The sequence below is a fragment of the Halorubrum sp. CBA1125 genome, from assembly GCF_009742825.1.
In the GTDB taxonomy this organism is placed as follows: Archaea; Halobacteriota; Halobacteria; order Halobacteriales; family Haloferacaceae; genus Halorubrum.
The window spans coordinates 71,545-87,367 of the sequence record NZ_WPCE01000001.1 but is presented as its reverse complement, the minus strand read 5'-3'; the positions used below and the strand labels follow the sequence as shown (position 1 = coordinate 87,367).

The window sequence follows — 15,823 nt, the reverse complement described above, 5'->3', positions numbered from 1 at the left end:
CGCTACAGGCCTCCGAGTCGCTTCGAACGCAAATTCTAATGCGCTCGGTGACGAAGAACCAGTTGAGGACCACCCCGTGGCGCAGGTGAGTCCGTGTTCTGGGGGCGTTGGCCCGCCCCCGGTTCCTCGTCGCAGTCAGTGGCAGGTCTACTTTTCACCCCCTTCACTGACGATTCTTTTAACGGAGAGATCCGCCTGGAGGACAGATCTCTCCCCTTCGACACCGAGTGCCTTCCTCGCCTGCTTACCTATGGTAACTTGATACTTTGGTGGGGAGATCTCGATGGTAACGCTCGTCGATTCTGAAGGGCCGTGTTTCATAATTAGACATAATGGCTGGTGGCCTAAATAGATTTAGTAAGGTATAGTCTTACTCCGTCTTTCTCTTGGGTACTTCATTTTAAAACCGTAATCAGGCCTCAAACGTCCAGATAGATGGTACGACATCTTGCGGTTACGAAACTTTCATAGCGAGGACCCTTTATAAGCAGTATAGGTGATTCGGCATGAAATAGCGTATCGTAGTTGACTTTATTGTATCTTCGTGACATGGTTTTGGTATGGCTGACAACGCACCGGGAGGTGGGGCTTGGAGTGAACAAACGAATTCGTTTGACCGAATCTACACTGTCGCTACCACGGTTCCCCGGCCGACCAGTGCCGCCGACATTTCTGCCGAAGCCGGCGTCTCCGAAAATACCACCCGTGCTCATCTTGACTGCCTCGTCAAGATTGGTGTCTTGCTGAAACATGACAGAGAGAACCCAACCACCTACGAACCCGACCCTCTCTACACTCGTATGCAATCACTTCGTGAGTTGCTGAATGAAAACGACCATGGCACTCTCCGTGAGCTGAGGGCTGAACTTGAAGACAAGATCGAGGCGTGGCACTCCGAGTACAACGTGGAATCCCCGGAATTACTGCGTGAACGAATTAACGGCTCAGCCGACTCGGAATCCGCCTGTGAGATTAGGCGGGACGCGAACGACTGGGCACTTACGCGGTATCGTCTGGACATCGTTAAAGAAGCTATCTCCATCTACGATTCCCTCGCGTGAAGATGGGCGACGACAGTTGTACCGTGAAATGAGAGACACCATCCCCTCAGTAGCCAGCAGTGTGTTATTCTCCTTTGGTCGATAGATGCATCCTCTGTATCGGTTATGCTCTATTGTCGTACTTGATTCATTTAGGGAAAAAGGAATAGTCTTTCACCGACACCTCCGAACGGTTCGATCACGAACATGGTGTATGGACCGGCGGTCATCGATCCAACAAAGAAACCCGATGACCGAGAATGGCCATGCTGAGAATAGGTGATTTAGCCTGACAGCACGAACATATTGCGATATCGGATTTGAGTGAAATCTTATAGAAAAGGGTGTACGAGTCATATTGAAGTTCTGCCGTTCTGTACACGGGGGTCAAGAATCCATCGTACACCCGTACACACACCCGTACACCTTCGTCAACATGAGTAGTGCGCTGACTATCTCAGGGGTGTGTACGCTCCAGATTATATGGGGGTAGAGTGGGTGACGGCACCCCATTCAGGGGCTGCCATCCATTTATGATCGGAAAGTGATACGATTGTCTTTGAAGAGTTCAAATGCGTCAATGCGGCCGCCGCCGACGACCCCCGGGATGGTCCAGACGACATCGTGTGAGTCGTAGTTTGGTGTACCTTCTCGGCTCCGGCGGAGTCGGTCGTTCACCCGTCGGGGAGACCAGTTCTTCACGCGCCCGCCGAAGCGGCCGCCGTCAAGGTCGATCAGTCCGCAACTGATGAGGTGGTTCCAGAACCGGACCATATTTTCCCGATTTTCGAAGATCCAAACCGTCGGCCCCGCCTTTTCGCTGCGCCACTTGGTGAACTTGTTCTCCCACGTGTCGGTGTTCCGGTGGTTGCTAAGGACCTCGACGCGCGCCAGCTGCTCACCGTGGCCGAAGAGTCGGAGATCGGGGCGCTGGGGGAGATTGATCCGCGGGTAGACATCGACCCCGCTCACGCGTTCGAGACCGCCGAAGAGGTGTTTCGACGCGAGAACGCCTTTTCGATGCTGGAGCAACTCGCTCCCATCCCTGAACGTCGGCGGCCGAGTGTGTTCGTCGAGTACCCAGTCAGGGTAGATTTTCTCTTGGTCGCTGAAGATGTGCTCGATGATCTGCATGCAGTTCTCGGTTGGGGCCCAGCGGCAGCGGCGTCCGGCGATATAAACATTCTCTCCCCGATTCTCGGATTTGAAGAGCTCGCGTTGAATGAGTCGGTCGTGCGCCTCGTCGAAACCGGGCTCCCAGTGCTCGCCGCAAAGCTGGCGGAGCGTGGGTTCGTAATCGGTGGAGATCGAGCACTGATGGTCGTGGACCTCGAACGTCATCCCGTTGAACCAGGCGGCGACCTTGAAGAGGATGATTACCTCGGCCCGGCTGAGGTTGTACGTCTGTGCTTTGTCAAACGGGTCTCGTTTCGCCATACGGATGTTTCTGCATTGATCTTTTAAATCTACGCAAAAGGTGGACGGCCCCGAACGTTTGAGACCCTCAATTCTGTACGATCAAATAGGGCAATGTCGGTGGACAGCGTATCCCGGTGACGAGAACGGTTTCCGAAAAGAGAGGGAGAGTGGAGCTAGCTGGCTAGTGAGAACTCGGCAAGTCTCTGGTGAATTCATCAATTGATTCTTCCAAAGCAACAAACGTTTGCAGGCCAGTCTTCAACTCTTCCACCACGTTATCTGGGTCGGTAAAGTCGATAGGGATGATTTTCGAGTACATGTGGTACTTATTGTACGGTGCCGCGGAATCTACTTCATTCAGACGTTCACGTACGGACTGGAACCCACCATCGCAGAGGGCCTCCCGCTCGGCCTCGCCAAGATACTCCCTGTATGCCTCTCGCCGCTTTTGCGATTCTGTATTGTCATTGAGCGCTACCGTCATTTCGAAATGTGGTTCGGGTAAGCGGTATGCGTCAGCGCCCTCATTATCACTGTACCAACTCAAACGCTTCTCCGTCCCTTGAATTTCCAATGTGAATGCTGGTCGGCCACTACTCCCCTCGGTTAGATGCCAACCATTTTTATAGAGACGAATGTACCTGGTATTCTTGCCGAACTTTCTAGATCGGTCAAACTGCCCATTCCATCGGTCGGTTTCGTAGTTCTCCTCAAACCACTGCCAGAGATGATTGTATATGTCTTTTCGGTCATTCTGGTAGCTGTCCGCATTGATGTCGATCTCGAAGTCTTCGAGGTAATCTCGGTACTTGAGGTAAAGCTCCGATTCTTTCGAGAACGACACTTCTTGCCGAATAACGTGCTTATCGATGTCTGTGATGAAATCATCAAAAAGCGCAATATCGTGTCCCGATTCCAACTCACCACGGCATGTCTGGAGGGCCTCAACTACTTGGTGCCAAGTGGCTATGTGCTCGGCATAATGGGCACTCTCTACCTCAGAACCGAGGTGGGGGAGATACAGCATCTCAGCCGCTTTTTGCTGGTGTTCTTGCGCGTACTCTCTAAGTACCGCCGCTTCCTTCTTGAATTTCGTCTGTGATTCAGTATGGGTGGTCTTGATTTCGACTCCAATTACCCGACTGTCGGTTTCGATGACGAGATCGATCTCAACCTGCCCGTGTTCCGTACTATTCAACACTTCGAGGTACCTCACATCGACTGGGGCACTGGCTTGGAGATCGAAACAATCCAAGAAAGCATCAAGAAAAGCCGGACCTGCATTATGCGAACCGTTTGTGTTCAGTAACCAGGCAAGGAAGCACGTCAGTCGCTTTTCGTGGTCTTCGATGTCAAGAATCTCGAAAATATTTGTCCCTGTCCCCTGGACTTCCTGTAGTAGCGAAAACATCTCGGATAAGTCCCGACCACTATCCTGTTGCATACATCTTGGTATAAGGGTATTAGCAAAAAGGTGATGCCACAGACGCTTCTGACTAATTCGGGCTAGCCTCTCGTAGACTGGTTTGGGATTACTATGCTAGTCGAAGATCGGAATCAGTAGAGACACATTGGCAAGATACGCGACCTGTATTCAGCACGTCCTCCGAAACCCCCCCACCGGTTGAAATCGTCAGCGGAGCCGAAGCTGACTGTCGGGGGCGACCTTGTGATTTGAACGTTCGGACCTGCCATGCCAGCCTTCAGGGGGAATTCATTAAACGGTGTCTCGCCAGACACTACACATGCACGATCACTTCGAGCCGGTTCCGGAGGCGAAGGAACCATTCATACGGTTCGAAGACCGGAGGGATTGGACGCTACGACGGCGGCGTGATTTCCCGATCTATCGTTCGACGTCCTTCGAGACCGAGGATGGCAATACATCGGTGCGGCAGACGATCCGCGTGCTCTCTGCGCTAGTCCGGCGGGATGATGTGGATCAGATCGATATCGACCAGCCGAGCAGGCAGTGGGAGCAGGGTGTTGGGAGCGAGGGGTGGGCCAGTGGGTGGTCATTACCGGAACGGAAGCCACTGGTGACGGCCCACGATCAGATCCCACCGCGCGTGATCTCGGAGTTCATCAACCATTTCTGGCTCAGCGATGACGGTGATAACCTAGTCGATGACGTCACCGGTGATCCTGTGGTGAAGAAGACAGTCGATGATAGTGGCGAGACCGTCTACATCGATGGCCGGTACCTGTTCGATTTCTTGCGTGATCGCGGCTTCTGCCTCCTTGTCGGATATTTCCAGGGACGACAGATCAAGAACCCGCCACACATGTCGCTGGCGGATGCTGAACGCGAAGGTACCGAGCGGGATGGTACATTCAGGCTCTCGTGGTTCTGTCGTGATGAGGGTGGCAAGCACCAGTTCTGGGATGGGCACTACTGGTGGGTGGGCGTCCTTGATCCTGACGACTATGATCTGGGAAAGGAGCAGGAAGAGGAACGAATCCGCTCGTCCACAACGGTCGCGGACATCGACGGCTCACAGTTCACCGTTGATGATGCGGGCCGTGACGAGAATGCGCTCAAAAGCATCTTCTTCGACGAGGTGCTTCTGGACCGGTACCGGCGACGGAACGACATCACCGTCGAGCAGTGGTCAGCTCAGGGCGGGTATATACGGTGGAAGCACTACCACGGGGTCAGGTTCTACCGAAACGACCACAACGAGCTGTATATCGCTGCGAAGGATCTCCGGAAGATCCCTCCGTCGGAGCTCGGGACCTGGGCGGACCACAACATCGTTCCCGAGGGCGGGATGCCGGAGGAGGCGTGGAAGAACTACTTCGAAGCGGAGTGGGTCGATTCAGAGGCACCTCACAGGGCGGTGGTCGAGGGCTTCGGAGAGATTCGTGACCAGTTGAACGAGGTGTTCGACGGCGAGTACATCGTCGAGGATGCGTCGGTCTCCCTGGAGGACCTCCAGCGGCCGGCGATCCCCGGAGAGGATGCCTTCCTCGACGTCGTCAACGAGTACCACAAGGCCTTCATCGAGACAATCTCCGCGGGCGAGGTGGAGTCGTTGCTACGGACGCGGCTCGATCAGGGGGAGTGGACCGAGATCGAAGGGAAGGGCGGCATCCAGGGTTCGAAACAGGCGCTCTACGAGTTGATTCGGTGCTTCGAGGACGAGGGAGTGGCTGGCACGATTCTCGAACCCTTCAACGCCATCTACGATTTCCGGACATACGAGGGGCACAGGGGAGCGGAGGACAAGAAAGAGCGGGCATTGAATGAACTGGGGTTCCACGGGGAGCCGGACGACTACCGTGAGGTATACGACGAACTCGTCCAGCTCTTGGTGCAGCGGTTGGCGGAACTAGAGCAGCGCACGGAAAGCTGGACGTAGTCAGACTGCTATCTGACCAGTTCTCCTGTTGAACCTGCCTGCTGTAGAACATATGCTTCGTGACGGGGACGTTGTCCTCTTAGTCTAGATCACCGAGCGTGACCGGAAGGCCGGATCCATCACGTCCCGATCTTGTTTGCGTACCGAACTGCACTCGCGCAATAATTTCAACACAGCGTGAGAACTCTATCTCAATTGCGAGTTCAACAGGGTAATCACTCCGTTCGTTAAAGCGAATTCGCTAAAGAGAATGGCTCTATCGCCTGAAATCGGTGAAAAAGTCGATATGAGTTAAGGTACTCCGTAATATACTATTCTGGTGTGATGTACGACCTTCACCGACCGTGTGATGGCACCTGCAAGGGGGGCGGTCAATAATGAGTGGGTTCGCGGATGCATTCCGTGCCGCCGGCGCTTTGGCGTTTGGCGGCTTCCTGTTCATCGTCGTTGGCGGGATATTCGCGTCCTCCTCTGCTCTGGAACCGATGATTGATCTCCGCTTCTGGGGAATTATTTATCTCCTCGTAGCAATCCTGTTAGCAGCAGGAACGGTATACGCTGCCCTCGTGAGCATCTTTTCATGACTATGTCCCAAAGCCCAACAGACGAGGACGTTCTGAACGTCTTCCGAGAGTTGGATGAACCGCACGAAGATACTCTCACCACCGATGAACTAACAGAGGAGCTTCCCGTCCAGCAACGAACTGTTCAGGGATACGTGCAGGATCTTGAAGGTGAGAATCGACTTGTATTGGAGCATGAGGGAAAGCCGAATCACTGGCGGCTTGCAAAAACAGAGCCGGCAGAGCCCGTGTACGACCCACGATTGGGGAAAGCGAAGCGATGGGGGAATAAAGCAAAGTTCGTTGGGAATTGGACGACCCTATTTGGAATCGCTATCTTGGCCGCTGTGGGGATCATTACCTCGAACCACGTTTTTTCAGCAGTCGCTGATATCGGATTGCCAATGTCGAGCGCACAGAGCGCGATAACGGCCGGCCTCACCGGGGTACTAGGAAGCGGTCTCTTCTTGATCGGTTTCGCAGCATACGTGTTTTCATTCAGTGTACCACGACTGGCGGAGTGGTGGATAAACAGAACATCTGATTCCCACACCGAGTAAACGGTCGTCTTCACTCATGGTCGCTCGCTTCCTGGAGTTCCTCACGGACGACCTCACGGATGCGCTTTTCGAACCCATCAGGGAGATCGGCGGATTCAACGTCGGTTTCGGCCAGTGCGTCGGCCAGCTGGTCGTCGTCGGTCTCAACGTCAATGTACAGCCGGAGGCGGTCGGGGTCGTCAAGGATGCGCTTTAACGTGCGGCGGCTGACGCCGGTGTCTTTCTCTACTCGATACTTCGTCTCGCCATCCAAGACGCGCTCTACAGCGGCCTGAACCCGGAGGAACTCCTCCAAATCAGGGATGAGATAACCGTCGTCGTCGGTCGTGAATCCTTTCGGCGGTTTCGTCGTCCACTTACCCTTTCGCTGAGCCTGCTTCATCCCGTCCTTCACCCGTCGAATCGTCTGCTTCCGCTCCTCCTCGTACCATAGCGCCAGCTGCTTAGCGAAGAACGACGACATTGGATTCTCGGGTTCGATGGCCTCTATCATGTCGTCGGTGAGGAAGATGGGGATCTTCCGGTCTTCCACACAAACATCGATGAACTCAGCAGCAACCGACGTCCGCCGGGCGAGGCGAGAAACTTCACTCATACAGACACAGTCGTACTCACCGTCTTTCACGGCCTCCAGTAGAGCTTGGAGGTTCTCACGGCTACTGTCGGCCCCAGAGCCGCGCTCGCTGTAGATGTTGATCTCCTCGACGCCTGCTTCCTCCAGTCGCTCTTGGCATGCGTGAAGCTGCCGTGATGGATCCTGGAGGCCCTCCTCCTCCGACGTACTGACGCGCGCGTAGATTGCCCCGCGTTCCATACTATTGCGCACTACACCCGAATATATAAAATAGGGGTCTATCGCACATAATGTGCAGATGGACTTCCTTTTGCACACATTTATGTTGTGAGCACCCACAATTCAAGATACGCACCGCTCGCCGTTCTTCCTCCGTAGGAAGGGCGGCCGAGGTTAGGGCCTCGACCGCGGTGCTGGCCGAACCATGACCAGCAACGACAGATCTCCCAGGGACGGGCAAGAAGGCAACGGTACAGAAAGTGAATCGAACGGAGAATGCAGTTCCTCCGACGCACTCTCACATTGCTTGGGTACGAGGTAGCAATATGAGTGATGACGATGAACGACCCGCAGCCGAGCACGTCAGCGTGAATTTCGGACAGCCCACAACTACTACTCCCATCCAGGTAGACGGAGAATCTCTCCTCTCCGAGGGATACTATCAGGCGAAAGTCTGCGTGCGAATTGGTGATCAGGACAGCATGATCTCGGTCACACTCTCGCCTGCTGATGCGCGTGCGCTGAGAGATGATCTGGATGATGCCGTTGATGAGGCCCGTGCGGAGGTCGAAAGGTGGTTGAATCGAGACGGCTCCTGCCGCCGCTGATCCTGCCTCGGCATACTCATTGAGCCCACTGTACGGTGCGCGCGTTGAGTATCCCTACCCACCACCGGCGGCGGTCGGTACGGCTCAGGCCGTCAATAGCCGGGGGAGAAAACACGGGCCCAGGTTCGAGTCCTGGGGTGGGCACTGTGATGAATAATTTCAGCTGAGTGTTAAGGACTACCCAGTCTGTTCTACCTTCAGTCCCGTTATTCACTTGGGTTTAGAAAACGACAATAGTTCTGGACACCCCCCGTCTCAACCCAAACCGAGCAACCTGCAGTGAGGGTTGTATATCTACTTACCGATGAAGGTATCAGGTACTATTGGTATGGGGCTCCGCACTGCTGTGTCGACACGATCACGCACGCTCTACTGTACGCGTCTGCGTGCAAGCTGATCCAAGCACCTAACGATGTACGTGAGTATGTACGTGAGTACGTACATACAATCAACAATTACGGGCGCTTCTACTGCTAGACTGGATTCAACCGCTTCATCCCTTGACATGGCGAAAAATACGCACTTACACTCGACACCTGGTGTGTAACTATCTCGAAGCGGGGGTGGATACCCGCTGTCTCTGACTTCGCTTGGTGTACCTTATCCCGATACAGTCTCGATCAAGGTAAAGATTAGAGCGATCAGGATCGTTTGAGACCACCGACTCTGTTGGATCGTTAGATCGTAATCAGGCGCTGGTAGCTACACGTGATTAATAGACTGGAGACGGAAATAGCGATGGCTGATGGTGTCAATTAAATATCGGTCTGTGCACATTCGCATCTTCGTTTTGGTGTATGTACGCAGGTACGTGCCTATGTACACAACCAGGTAAGTGGTCAAGAACCCTGAAGTCCCCAATTCAGGCTGGTAGTGACCATCATTGTGAAGATCTTGCTTTGTTCGTTAGTAGTGGCCATGACCTCTGTAGGTAGACCGCTGGAGTGGATTCTCTTCAGCCCAATCCAATAATCGCAAGACAGAGACGAGATGGGGGCTGATTCCTCTCCCGCTACTGATGTTCTGGAATGGACAGTACAACGAGGTAATACCTGTTGTTATCCAGCTAACTTGAGCAGATCGTATTGATATCTCAAGGGAAGTGTAAGGTTCTAGGTTGTTCTCAATGGGGTTTCCCCATCTGATGCGGCTTGGGGAAAGCGAGAAATTTTCCCTCAGGAAGTTTCTAATGGGATGCTCTATCCAGCAACACCGAATTTCGGGCACAAGTCCGCCTATCACCGGAATTTCCCTGTTCAGATAAAACTCAGTTCGTAGCGGTGATTAACCTGGTTCCTCTAATAGTCGAAGTGACTTCGATAATTCCGGTGCGGAAACAGAGAAATAATGTCTGAGAATTTTTAGAAGAGATGTTTCCGTGACATTTCTGAAGTTTCCTATACATCGACTTCGCGCCTATTGTCATACTCTAGTATATGATCTAAGTCTGTCATCTGCAGTCTAGGAACCTGACAAAACCACCGGGTAGTATATATACCTGCACAGATATTGATTCTGCCGTTTTCAGGCCCTTCGGGCCCTAAGAAGGCAGAATTCGGGCGAAGTTTTATAATCCCTCGGTCTGTTGTAGGACATACGAAGGAGGTTGACACTACTCGAAAAGTTGTGACCTGCCCGTCCATACCGGCCCTGGCAGGAAGGATGGACGGGCTGACAAGACAGCACGATGGCACCACCGTAGTGCCTTGCTGTGGTTTAAGCAAGGCGTTCTACTGGTAAATAGCCTTCGCCATCCGCTGCTTCTTGGAATAAATGTGACTGCGGTGGCATGACCAAAAATTTCGGTCCTGTGTTAGGGGGCCTGCGTTCGCACCGCATCGCGTGTTGAATCGGTTCCCGCTCGAACCGTGTGCCGCGTGAATGAACACGCTCGCTCGTCCCAGCCCACAGGACTCTGGTACGCCCCTTCCCGTGGCGATAGCTCGCTGCGAGCAGCTGACATCTGCTCGGTAGGCCCGGGATCGTGAGGGACACCTCTGCGCAATCGAACAGGGGTACCTCTGCGAGTCCATTAGCTCGGCGAGATTCACCGTCACGAACCGCCATCAGTTCTGGTAGGGAACTTCTAGAGACCTACTAGTGCTTGATGGCGACCCGCAGCAGCCACAAAATCGTGGTCTGTCACGTCCGCGGGGTGAACAAGCCCCGTTTTGGTACTGACCGTTAGGACGGCCGCACAAAGTTGCTGGCCGGGCCCCAGCCGGTGGACCCCCTTCCTCGTGGTAATCCGTCTGGGACGGCGAGTTTGGCCACTCGCCAGAGTATCGTCTTCCAATTAGTCGAAGGCTGTCAGCACTTCGACTCGGCTGCAGGCCGTGAGCAATGCTGACGTCACCTCAATACTATGACCATTGGGAAATTCAACAACACGACGGACGTACAGACGACTGATCAGCAGTTTGCGACCGGGGTTCGTGTGGTCGCACTTCGCGGACTAGCTCACACGCGTGGGCGCACACGCACTAAGGGGGTGCGTACGGAATGAGTGCCGAGGCTCAGTCCCAAGTCGGGGAACGAGTAACAAGCGACTCCCCGGAAAACGTCCCGCACCCGTCTAACCATGCACGTATGCGGTGGTTCCAACGTGCAGGCGTGACGGAGTTCGATATCCGAGAGGCATGGTATCGATCACCGAGTGTCGGCGTTCCGGATTACGTAGGAACCAAGGGACGCCTACATGAGCCGAGCGGAACCGTTCTCATCGCCCGTGATGGGGTTATCGTTACTGTCGTCTATACGGGCGATGAACGGCTCAACGACGACCACCTCTGCGTGTGTGACCGGTGTGGCTACCGTTACGACCGGCTACCGGACGACAGGGAGTGCCAGTGGTGCCGGGATAACCGCGCGTCGTGGAGCGCCGCTCTGGAGGTGGTTTTCGATGAGTAAGACACGCTCGAAACGCCAGACACTTCATCCGTCGCGTATCGCTCAGTTCTGCAAATTAGGGCAGTGTTCGATGTACCTGTTTCACGAGTATGTGGACGGGTTCTTCGACAACGCCGACGTTGACGATGTGCCTCTCAGTCCGCTGTACGCGGAGACTGGAATGCAGTTCGAGCAGTCGCAATTAGAGGCGCTGCTCGAAAAAGACGTCTATAGTGTAGGGACAGACCAATCATCTAGTTCGCTGAACTTCGACGAAACATGGCAGGGGAACACGAAAAGGGATATGCAGCGGATCCAAGAGCTGGTAGAGCACGTCGAAGACGGGACGGTCAATCGACCGGTCGTTCTCTATCAGACTCCCCTAGAGGTGGACGTCGGTGTTTGGCCTGTCCGGAGCGAAGTCGATGTCGTCATCCTCTATCCGACTGAATCAGGGGTAGGTATCCGCGTCATCGAGGTCAAATCCGCGACGACTGCCAAGACGCATCATCAAATGCAGGCCGCGGTGTACGTTCTGCAGTTCGAGAACCTGTTGGACATCGAGGTAGAGATAGCTGCGAGTATCGTCGCACAGGACTCTCCACTCTCAGCAGTCGTGACTCCGTCCGGCCTACGACTCGACCGCTTAGGGACGTTCGAACTGGAAACACGGAAAAACGACATCGGTCTACTACTCGAAGAGAATGGAACCTTAGACGAGCTGCTATACGATGCGGACCCCAACGACCCCCCGAACAACCGTATCGACGCGCGGTGTGAGGGTTGTTCGAAGCAGGCGAAGTGTTTCGCTCGGGGCGTAACGAACCACGGACTGGAACTTCTGGGTACATTTGGTCTTTCCGAGGGTGTCCAGGAGTCGCTCCGTGAATTCGGAATTACGGAGATCGACGACATCGTCGATCTCTACGAACTCCCTACTGACGGATGGGCGCGAAAGCCGTATCGGTACGACCACATCGAACCGAGAGACCCTGATAAGGTTCGTGACATCCAGCGAGAGACGGAAATCTCAAACCTTGCAGATCTGGCGCAAGTCGCCCATCGGTTCCTCCGCGAGATCGATCCCGAGTTCAACTCACAATGGGAGCGAACAGCGGGGGGCGTAGGTCCCTGGAGCGAGTACCTGATCGGTACCGGAAGCAACCTTCCCGATGACGACCCGAGTATGAAGGGCTGGGACGAGTATCCCCGGAAGTCGCTGATTCGGATCTACCCCTATGTCCAGGTAGACCACGTTCGTGACAGGGTTGTTCTCCTCGCAGCCAAGGTAACATCCACTCGGTACGAGGAAGAAACAGGAGACGACGGCGTGTTCGTCATCGCTCGTCCGTCCGGCCTCCCTGACGATCACGACGACGCCGCTGACGAAGAAAAGCGTCTCCTCGAAGACTTCTTCGAGAAGCTGGCCAACGCTGTAGATCAGGTAGCCCCTGATCTCAGTGGTAATACGGGCCACGGCTCTGATGATGGCTACATCCACCTTTACCCGTATTCTAACAGCCAGCGTGACGCGCTGATGGATGCGGTCAAACGGCACGACAAGCTGTACGGCTCCGAGGCCATCCAGACGATGCTCGGATTTCGCGCGGACATCGATCAGGAGGCCGTTAGCATCCTTCAGGATGACTTCCGCCAGCGCCACGCGCTACGTTATCCTGGCCTCGGGGTCGTCCAGACGGCGACTCAGTTCTTCGGCGGGAACGACTTCTCGTGGGAGGACACGCGTAGTAGCGGAACTCCTCTGAAGACTACCTTCGCTGAGGGGTTCTTCGAAGTCGGGGTTCCTTTCAAGAAGCAAGGAGACCGCATCGTCCCGCGATTCGACCAAGGGTATCAGGTTCCGGACGCGAACGGCAAGGATTACTTCAAAAACCATTATCCGATACTAGGCCGCCATCAAGACGGGCTTCCGCTGGAGTACATATGGGGTTGCGACGAATTGGACCGGATGAAGCCCGACTGGGCGGACGACCAGGAGACCCGCGACCGGATCATCCGATTCCGCCACCACACTGACGGGCAGTCGAAGCGAATCTCTCTCGACGACATTGAGGAGATGGTCGAAGCCGTCTGTGGTGCATACCAGCACATCGAACGGTCTATCGACGGTAAAGACGCGTTCACTCCCAAGGAGGCAATCGACATCGGGAATCTCGCCAATCTCTCTCTGGGTAACAGTACTCTCCAGTCCACCGTCGTTGAGTACCAGAATCTCGAATTTGGGACCCGACAGCGAGACCGGGAAAACCACTACCGGAAATCCCTGGCGGAACGTGTCGCTGCTGGTCGTGCTATTCCCTTCGAATGTACTCGAACGCCGGAAGACGACGACCGGCAGATCAACGGCCGGATTATCCGAGATATCGGTGACGGGCCTGATAGCGGGCTACAGGCGGAGACACCGCTCGCAATCGAAGCGGGTGATATGGTCGTGATGACTCCGCTTCGAGAGCAATCTGATGGATCCTACGAGGAAACGGTCGAGAAGCCTACGAACTATGCGAACTCCGTACTCGGGTTCGTTAATCACGTAAACACCACTGCGGGAACAGTCAGCATCAGTGCCCCGTGGCGGTATCGGCGACGTGGTGAACCCTGTATGGTGTGGCACAAGGGCTGGACGAACGATCCCGACGAATTAGAAGACAATGTCGAACTCGTTCAGGACGGTACGGCATGGGTGCTCGACCCGGCCGTCGATGACTTCTCCGGCTCTCGCGCCCGTCAGGCCATCCGGTACGCGCGGCAGAACGATATTCATAACCGCCTCCTCGACCTCTATGACCACAACCAACAGACGGCGCTACAGTACTCGACGCCGTTCTGTTCTCAGTCGGCCCTGCAGTCGTTCTTGACCGAGTTCGACGACGTCATGGACGAGTCAACGAATAAGAAGCAGAAGAAGTTCGTGAACCAGGTGAATCACTCTGTGGTCGTGGCACAGGGGCCTCCTGGGACTGGTAAGACATCGTACGGCCAGGCGCCGGCGGCCCTCGGTCGGGCCTACGCGTTCGAACAGAAGGAGGAGTCGTTCGGAGGCGTAGTCTCGGCGCACTCGAACACGGCTGTCGATGAAGCCGCTGAGGCGGTCGCTGATGCCCACGAACGGCTTATGGATCGAAAGGGTATGCTGACCGATCTCCGGTTAGTTCGCGTCCGTTCAGCCGGTGAGCGGCTCAGTCACTCGAACCCTAACTTCGAGGATCTGCAGTACTACGAAGACCGGTCAAGGCTGCGGGAACTCTGGGAGGAGACGATGGCCAGTGACGAGGCTGAACAGGTCATATTTTTCACGACACCCGTGACGCTCCGAAATCTGACTAATGCAGTTGCCTCGATCATTGATGAGGACGTGGACGACATCACTCTCGACAACGAGGACAACGTTGACGCGCTAATTCGATCCGGCGATGCCCGGGTGTTCGACTATGCGCTGATCGACGAGGCGAGTATGATGGATTTGCCGCTGCTGTTCCTGCTCGGTGCATTCCTGCGAGAGAGTCGTCAGCTGATGTTGATCGGCGATCATCGGCAGATGCGCCCCATTCAGAGCCACGACTGGGAGTCAGAAGATCGCAAGACGATAGAGGAACACACGCCGTCGCTCTCAGTGCTGAACTTGATGCGTTTCCTCCGGGGACAGACTGACGACGACGAGACGCTGGAGTACTTAGAGCGTGAGCCCCCTCAGTGGTCGAACCCCGGTAACGTCCTCCCTCTCGTGCAGTTCGACACGACGTATCGATTCACGACCCCGATGGCGGATCTGGAGACAGAATTGTTCTATCAAAAGGACAACCTGTCGCTCTCGTCTGGGGTCAATAGGCCCTTGATTCCGGATGTGACCCGTGCTTCAGGCCTCCCCAACTGGGCCCAGGCTGCACTTAATCCCGAACCGCGGGTAACACTGCTCCTCCACGACGACGACCAGTTCACCAAAGACAGCCCTGTCGAAGAAGCGATAACGAACACGCTATTAGAAGCACTTCCCATCGCCTCGGACCAGAGCGCCGGATCAGATGATGTGACCGCTGGAGTTGTCGTCCCCTTCCGACTTCAGCGCCGGAGGATGCAGGACAGTATCCCTCAGGGGGTTACGGCAGACACGGTCGAGCGCTTCCAGGGAGACGAGAAGGACGTGATGGTGCTATCAATGACGGCAGGTAACCAGGGCTACGTTAACTCCCGCGCCGATTTCCTGCTCGACGAGAACCGATTCAACGTCGGTATCTCGCGGATGAAGCGAAAAGTGTTCATCATCGCCTCGAAGTCAATATTCCGCGCAATCAGTCCCGACGTCAAGGACTACGAGCGTCAGAAGGCCTGGAAGAAACTGTATCAACTTCTGGGTGTGGCTGACCGTCAGCCGGACGGCAAGGCCACGCTCACGCAGTCCGAGGTGCCGGAACTGGCCGCCGGACGTAAGGTGAATCTGGAGGTGTACACGGGCTTCAGTGACTAAAGAATCGACTGCGTCCGTCATCGGATAGCAGTTTTATGTCCCGCCCATAAACCAACCAGACAACCAACCAACGCCTCACAAATGCAAACACCTCAAGATACGCTTG

The 15,823-nt window shown here is 55.0% G+C and carries 11 protein-coding genes; 7 read left to right on the top strand and 4 right to left on the bottom strand.

All coding sequences use genetic code 11. The features are described 5' to 3' along the window. Positions 1-147 precede the first annotated feature (147 nt). The gene (locus tag GJ633_RS00370) at positions 148-321 is read right to left on the bottom strand and encodes a hypothetical protein (protein WP_156586234.1); all 174 of its coding nucleotides are present in this window, start codon (positions 319-321) and stop codon (positions 148-150) included. A gap of 239 nt (positions 322-560) precedes the next feature. Here GJ633_RS00370 and GJ633_RS00365 point away from each other — a divergent pair, with 239 nt between their 5' ends. Then, positions 561-1,061 carry an ArsR family transcriptional regulator gene (locus tag GJ633_RS00365; RefSeq protein ID WP_156586232.1) on the top strand — a complete coding sequence of 167 codons (501 nt, stop codon included), beginning with the start codon at positions 561-563 and terminating at the stop codon, positions 1,059-1,061. 510 nt (positions 1,062-1,571) lie between these two features. Here the strand turns inward: GJ633_RS00365 and GJ633_RS00360 are convergent. Beyond that, positions 1,572-2,477 carry a hypothetical protein gene (locus tag GJ633_RS00360; RefSeq protein WP_156586230.1) on the bottom strand — a complete coding sequence of 302 codons (906 nt, stop codon included), beginning with the start codon at positions 2,475-2,477 and terminating at the stop codon, positions 1,572-1,574. Positions 2,478-2,640: 163 nt separating this feature from the next. Then, a complete protein-coding gene (locus tag GJ633_RS00355) occupies positions 2,641-3,903 on the bottom strand; it encodes a PD-(D/E)XK nuclease family protein (RefSeq protein WP_156586228.1) in 1,263 nt (420 codons plus the stop codon). Positions 3,904-4,204: 301 nt separating this feature from the next. Between GJ633_RS00355 and GJ633_RS00350 the strand changes: the two genes are divergently transcribed. From GJ633_RS00350 to GJ633_RS00340, 3 genes are all read left to right on the top strand, one after another. Then, positions 4,205-5,821 (top strand): hypothetical protein, encoded by a 1,617-nt coding sequence (locus tag GJ633_RS00350; RefSeq protein ID WP_156586226.1) that lies wholly within the window; start codon positions 4,205-4,207, stop codon positions 5,819-5,821. Positions 5,822-6,198: 377 nt separating this feature from the next. Next, a complete protein-coding gene (locus GJ633_RS00345) occupies positions 6,199-6,405 on the top strand; it encodes a hypothetical protein (protein ID WP_156586224.1) in 207 nt (68 codons plus the stop codon). Then, on the top strand, positions 6,402-6,944 hold the full coding sequence (locus tag GJ633_RS00340) for a hypothetical protein (RefSeq protein WP_156586222.1): 543 nt from the start codon (positions 6,402-6,404) through the stop codon (positions 6,942-6,944). The genes GJ633_RS00345 and GJ633_RS00340 overlap by 4 nt, the downstream gene beginning before the upstream one ends. Before the next feature lie 10 nt (positions 6,945-6,954). Here the strand turns inward: GJ633_RS00340 and GJ633_RS00335 are convergent, their stop codons facing one another. Continuing rightward, positions 6,955-7,758 (bottom strand): recombinase family protein, encoded by an 804-nt coding sequence (locus tag GJ633_RS00335; protein ID WP_156586220.1) that lies wholly within the window; start codon positions 7,756-7,758, stop codon positions 6,955-6,957. Positions 7,759-8,063: 305 nt separating this feature from the next. Here GJ633_RS00335 and GJ633_RS00330 point away from each other — a divergent pair, with 305 nt between their 5' ends. The 3 genes from GJ633_RS00330 to GJ633_RS00320 all read left to right on the top strand — a co-directional run bounded on the left by GJ633_RS00330 (position 8,064) and on the right by GJ633_RS00320 (position 15,717). Then, positions 8,064-8,345 carry a hypothetical protein gene (locus GJ633_RS00330; protein ID WP_156586218.1) on the top strand — a complete coding sequence of 94 codons (282 nt, stop codon included), beginning with the start codon at positions 8,064-8,066 and terminating at the stop codon, positions 8,343-8,345. 2,613 nt (positions 8,346-10,958) lie between these two features. After that, positions 10,959-11,255 (top strand): hypothetical protein, encoded by a 297-nt coding sequence (locus GJ633_RS00325; RefSeq protein WP_156586216.1) that lies wholly within the window; start codon positions 10,959-10,961, stop codon positions 11,253-11,255. 70 nt (positions 11,256-11,325) lie between these two features. Then, positions 11,326-15,717 carry an ATP-binding protein gene (locus GJ633_RS00320; RefSeq protein WP_156586214.1) on the top strand — a complete coding sequence of 1,464 codons (4,392 nt, stop codon included), beginning with the start codon at positions 11,326-11,328 and terminating at the stop codon, positions 15,715-15,717. The last annotated feature ends 106 nt before the right edge of the window (positions 15,718-15,823 follow it).